Here is a 5232-nt window from a genome sequence, read left to right on the forward strand (position 1 = left end):
CGCCGCTGTCCGGGAGGTGTTGGGTTCCGTGCCAAACGGGCGCGGACCCCCTCGTCGGTAGGCTCTGGACATTAACAGTTAAGAGTCTTAATAATAGGCGCGGACGTGGACGACTATGGATGTCGTCCCGGCGGTCCCACCCCCGGACCGTGTCCACCGGCCCGCTCACCGGGCCGGTCGCACCCCTGACGCCCTCGCCCCGGTCCACTGGAGGCCACCCGTGAGACTCCGCACCCCCCGCGCGGCCACCCTCGCCGTCGCCCTCGCCGCCGCCCTGGTCACCGGCACGCTCGTGGCCCCGCCGGCCGCGTCCGCCGCCACCGCCGCCTTCGTCCGCACCGCCAGCTGGGGCAGCGGGTACGAGGCCAAGTTCACCGTCACCAACGACACCTCGACCGCGATCAGCTCGTGGACCGTCGCGTTCGACCTGCCCTCGGGCAGCACCGTCGGCTCGTTCTGGGACGCCCGGCTGAGCAGCTCCGGCCAGCGGGTCACCGCCCTCAACCAGAGCTGGAACGGCAGCCTCGCCCCCGGCGCCAGCACCACCTTCGGCTTCGTCGTCGCCGGCACCGGCGACCCGACGAACTGCACGGTCAACGGCGGGGCCTGCACCGGCGGCGGCCCCGGCAACCCGACCGGCCCGGCCACCCCGGGCGGGCTGCGGGTCACCGGCACCACCGCCTCGTCGGCCACGCTGGCCTGGAACGCCGTCTCCGGCACGGTCACCGGCTACCGGATCTACGAGGGCGGCACGGTGAAGGCCACCGTCACCGGCACCTCGACCACCGTCTCCGGGCTGGCCGCCTGCTCCACCCACAGCTGGACCGTCACGGCGTACAACTCCGCAGGGGAGTCGGCGAAGTCGGCAGCGGTCTCGGCCACCACCACCGGTTGCACCGGCGGCAACGGCACGATGGCCGCCGCCCCCTACCTCTACCCCGGCTGGGGTGACCCGCCCGCGCCGGCGACGGTGATGGGGGCGACCGGGGTGAAGTGGTTCACCATCGCGTTCGTGCTCTCCGGCGGTGGCTGCACCCCGGCCTGGGACGGCTCCGGGCCACTCACCGGGGGCGCGCACGCCAACACCATCGCCGCGATCCGGGCGGCCGGCGGCGACGTCATCCCGTCGTTCGGCGGCTGGAGCGGCAACAAGCTCGGCCCGAACTGCGCGTCGGCCAGCGCCCTCGCCGGGGCGTACCAGCAGGTGATCAACGCGTACGGGTTGAAGGCGATCGACATCGACATCGAGAACAGCGACGAGTTCGAGAACGAGGTGGTGCAGGACCGTATCCTCGGCGCGTTGAAGATCGTCAAGCAGAACAACCCGGGGATCAAGACGATCGTCACCTTCGGCACCTCGACCACCGGGCCGTCGTACTACGGCACCCGGCTGATCAACCAGGCCGCCGCGCTCGGCGCGAACATCGACACCTTCACCATCATGCCGTTCGACTTCGGCGGTGGGGCGAACATGTACCAGAACACCGTCAACGCCGCCGAGGGGCTGAAGACCACGCTGAAGTCGGCGTTCGGCTGGTCCGACGCCACGGCGTACGCGCACATGGGCATCAGCGGCATGAACGGTCTGTCCGACCAGCGGGAGTTGACCTCGCCGGCCACCTGGACGCAGATCCGGGACTGGGCCAAGTCGCGGGGGCTGTCCCGGTTCACCTTCTGGTCGGTCAACCGGGACCGCGCCTGCCCGGACGGGGGAGTGGTCGCCAACTGCTCCGGCATCGCCCAGAACCTCTGGGAGTTCACCTCGATCACCGCGAGGTTCTGAACACCACCGCCCGGTGGGGCCGGCCGGTCCGACGGTCCGGCTCCACCGGGCGGGGCGGCTGCACGGCCGGGCGGCCTCCAGGCCTCGCGGCGCCTCGGGCGGGGCGGTGGCCCGGTCAGTGGTCGGCGGTCACCGACCGTCGGTCGTCCCGGTCACGCCGGGAGCGGATCTTCTTGCCCGCCCAGCTCACGAGCATGACGGCGAAGACCGCGAAGATGGCGTAGTTGAACCAGTCGCTGTACTTCTCCACGTCCTGCCAGCGCGAGCCCAGCGTGTAGCCGAGGCCGACGACCAGCGCGTTCCACACCCCACTGCCCAGCGTGGTGAGCAGCACGAACTCGCCCATCGGCATCCGGTTCGCGCCGGCCGGGACGGAGACCAGGCTGCGTACCACCGGCACCAGCCGGCCGATCAGCACCGCCCACCGGCCGTGCCGCTCGAACCAGCGGTCGGCCTTCTCCAGGTCGTCCCGGTCGACCAGCGGGATGCGGTCCAGCCAGTGCTTGAGCCGTTCCTCGCCGATCGCCGCGCCGAGCCAGTAGAGCACCAGCGCGCCGACCAGCGAACCGACCGTCGCGGCGAGGACGATCACCACCAGGCTGAACCGGCCCTCGGCGGCGAGGTAGCCGGCCATCGCCAGCACGATCTCGCTCGGGATCGGCGGGATGATGCTCTCCAACGCCACCAGGAAGGCGACGCCGACCGCGCCGAGGGAGTCGATGACGCTCGCCACCCATCCGGTCAGCCCGGTGAACTGGTTCGGGTCGACGTTCTCGGCGAGAGCCATGGGCGTCCTTCCAGCGGGCCGGCGGGATCGGACAGTGGTACCCAGCCGGCCACCACTTACACCCTGCGGTGAGTGAGCCCACCCCGTTCGGGCCCGGCCGGGCGCTGCGACCTGCGCCGTCGTGCCGACCGGGCGGCCCCGCCGGCTGAGCCGGGGATCAGTCCGAGGGGTGCAGTCCCCGGTCCGCCGGCCCCTGCCGCCAGCCGGTGAACCGGACGGTCAGCCCGGCCCGGGTGGGCGCACAGCAGAACGGCCCGGCCAGCGCCACCGCGTCCGGGGCGAGCGGGGCGAGCCGCACCAGCCGCCACGGCTCGTCGGCGACCCGCGCCCGGACCGTCAGCGCGTCGCCGTCGCGGCTGGCCCGTACGGTCACCTCCCGGCCCTGCCAGTCCGGCACCGGGGCCACCGACCAGTCGGAGAACTCCCGGGTCACCACCGCACCGACTTGCGGCAGGCCGTCGCTGACCTCCACCCCGGCCTTGATCCAGTTCCGCTCGTCCACCCGGACCAGCACCCCGGCCTGGTCGAACTGCTCCGTGTAGTCGAGCAGGAAGCTCACCTCGACCGCGCCGCTGGCCGGCAGCGGGGCGAGCAGCGCCGGCCCGTCGTCGTGGACGAAGCCGTAGCTGGTGTGCCGCCACAGGTCGCTGTTGGCGGCCGGCTCCACCAGCAGCGCGCCGTCACCGGCCCGGTCCACCCGTACCGGTGGGTGCAGCCACCGGCCCTCGTCCCAGTCGAGCGTGCGGGAGCCGTCCGTCGGATGCGCAGCCATGCCCGGACCGTACCCCGCACCGGCCCGCCCCGGGTCGGTGCGGCGGTCGCCGACGGACGGTGGAGCGGGCTTCGCGTTTGCGGCGTCGGCGCACCGGAGACATTAGGCCGGCATGGGTGACAGGTGGTATTCCGAGGCCGTCGTCTACTGCCTCGACGTCGACACGTACGCGGACTCCGACGGTGACGGGGTCGGTGACTTCCGGGGCCTGATCGGCCGGCTCGACTACCTGGCGCGGCTGGGGGTGACCTGCCTCTGGCTCAACCCGATCCATCCCTCGCCCAACCAGGACGACGGATACGACGCGACCGACTTCTACAACGTCGACCCGCGCCTGGGGACCCTCGGCGACTTCGCCGAGCTGCTGCACCAGGCGCAGAACCGGGGCATCCGGGTCATCATCGACCTGGTGGTCAACCACACCTCCGACCAGCACCCGTGGTTCCAGTCCGCCCGGTCCTCGCCCGACTCGCCGTACCGTGACTGGTACGTCTGGGCCGACCACGAGCCGGCGGACCGGCACCAGGGCATGGTGTTCCCAGGCGAGCAGCACGAGACCTGGAGCTACGACCGGACCGCCAAGGCGTGGTACTACCACCGCTTCTACAAGTTCCAGCCGGATCTCAACATCGAGAACCCCAGGGTCCGCGCCGAGATCAAGAAGATCACCTCGTTCTGGCTCCAACTCGGCGTCTCCGGTTTCCGGATGGACGCCGTGCCGTTCATCATCGAGCAGACCGAGCCGGGCAACCCGGACGCGCCGAAGGACTTCGACTTCCTCACCGACCTACGCCAGCACGTGCAGTGGCGACGTGGCGACGCGGTGCTGCTGGCCGAGGCGAACGTCGAACCCGACCAGCTCCCGGTCTACTTCGGCGACGGCAGCGGCTCGGGCAACCGCATCCACATGCTCTTCGACTTCATGCTCAACGGCCGGCTGATGCTCGCCCTCGCCCGGGAGGACCCGGAGACGATCGTCGACGCGCTGCGGGACACCCCGAAGCTGCCCACCGGCGGCCAGTGGGCGACCTTCCTGCGTAACCACGACGAGATCGACCTGTCCCGGCTCACCGCCGACCAGCGCAACGACGTGCTGGCGAAGTTCGGGCCGGACGAGAACATGCAGCTCTACGGCCGGGGCATCCGGCGGCGGCTCGCCCCGATGCTCGGCAACGACCGCCGGCACATCGAGCTGGCGTACGCGCTCCAGTTCTCGTTGCGCGGCACGCCGGTGCTGCGCTACGGCGAGGAGATCGGGATGGGGGAGAACCTCGCGCTGGACGGGCGGGACGCGATCCGTACCCCGATGCAGTGGTCGTACAAGGAGAACGGCGGCTTCTCCACGGCGGACCCGGAGAAGCTGATCCGCCCGGTGATCGACAAGGGTGACTTCGGCTACCAGAAGGTCAACGTCACCGCCCAACGGGGCGACTCCACGTCGCTGCTGGCCTGGTTCGAGCGGATGATCCGGACGCTGCGGGAGGCCCCGGAGATCGGCTCCGGCTCGACCACGCACATCGACGTGCCCATGCCGGCCGGGGTGCTCGCGCACCGCGCCGACGGCCCCACCGGCACCATGGTCTTCCTGCACAACCTCGGCACCGAGGACGTGGAGGTGGACCTGAGCACCCTGGCCGCCGAGGCGGACCTGCCGATAGACGTCCTCACCGACCGGGGGTACGGCGACGTGGGCAAGCTGGACAGCCTGAAGCTGGGCGGGCACGGCTACCGCTGGATCCGGCTCTGCCGCTCCACCACCTACTGACCGGCGCGTCCGCCGACGCCCCTGACCCGCCGGGGCGTCGGCGGCCCTCGCGCCCGGGAGGCGACACCGGGAGCGCCAGAAGTTACCGGGCGGTAGGAATGTCGGAGGAACCCCCCGTCGCCCAC

Annotated in this window: 4 protein-coding genes; 2 read left to right on the forward strand and 2 right to left on the reverse strand. The window is 71.5% G+C overall.

Annotation, left to right across the window (positions count from 1 at the left end):
- Positions 1–220 precede the first annotated feature (220 nt).
- Complete coding sequence (locus ACOJTC_RS29050) at positions 221–1783, forward strand: cellulose binding domain-containing protein (protein ID WP_420119275.1); 1563 nt, start codon at positions 221–223, stop codon at positions 1781–1783.
- A gap of 115 nt (positions 1784–1898) precedes the next feature.
- On the opposite strand, the gene ACOJTC_RS29055 is transcribed toward ACOJTC_RS29050, so the two are convergent.
- Positions 1899–2570: a DedA family protein gene (locus ACOJTC_RS29055; protein ID WP_420119276.1), complete on the reverse strand. Its 672-nt coding sequence runs from the start codon at positions 2568–2570 to the stop codon at positions 1899–1901.
- A gap of 157 nt (positions 2571–2727) precedes the next feature.
- A complete protein-coding gene (locus ACOJTC_RS29060; protein WP_420119277.1) occupies positions 2728–3342 on the reverse strand; it encodes a DUF1349 domain-containing protein in 615 nt (204 codons plus the stop codon).
- Positions 3343–3454: 112 nt separating this feature from the next.
- Here ACOJTC_RS29060 and ACOJTC_RS29065 point away from each other — a divergent pair, with 112 nt between their 5' ends.
- Positions 3455–5107: an alpha-amylase family protein gene (locus ACOJTC_RS29065; protein WP_420119278.1), complete on the forward strand. Its 1653-nt coding sequence runs from the start codon at positions 3455–3457 to the stop codon at positions 5105–5107.
- The last annotated feature ends 125 nt before the right edge of the window (positions 5108–5232 follow it).

Origin of the sequence: Micromonospora sp., assembly GCF_048594385.1 — a bacterium.
GTDB classification, from domain to species: Bacteria; Actinomycetota; Actinomycetes; order Mycobacteriales; family Micromonosporaceae; genus Micromonospora; species Micromonospora wenchangensis.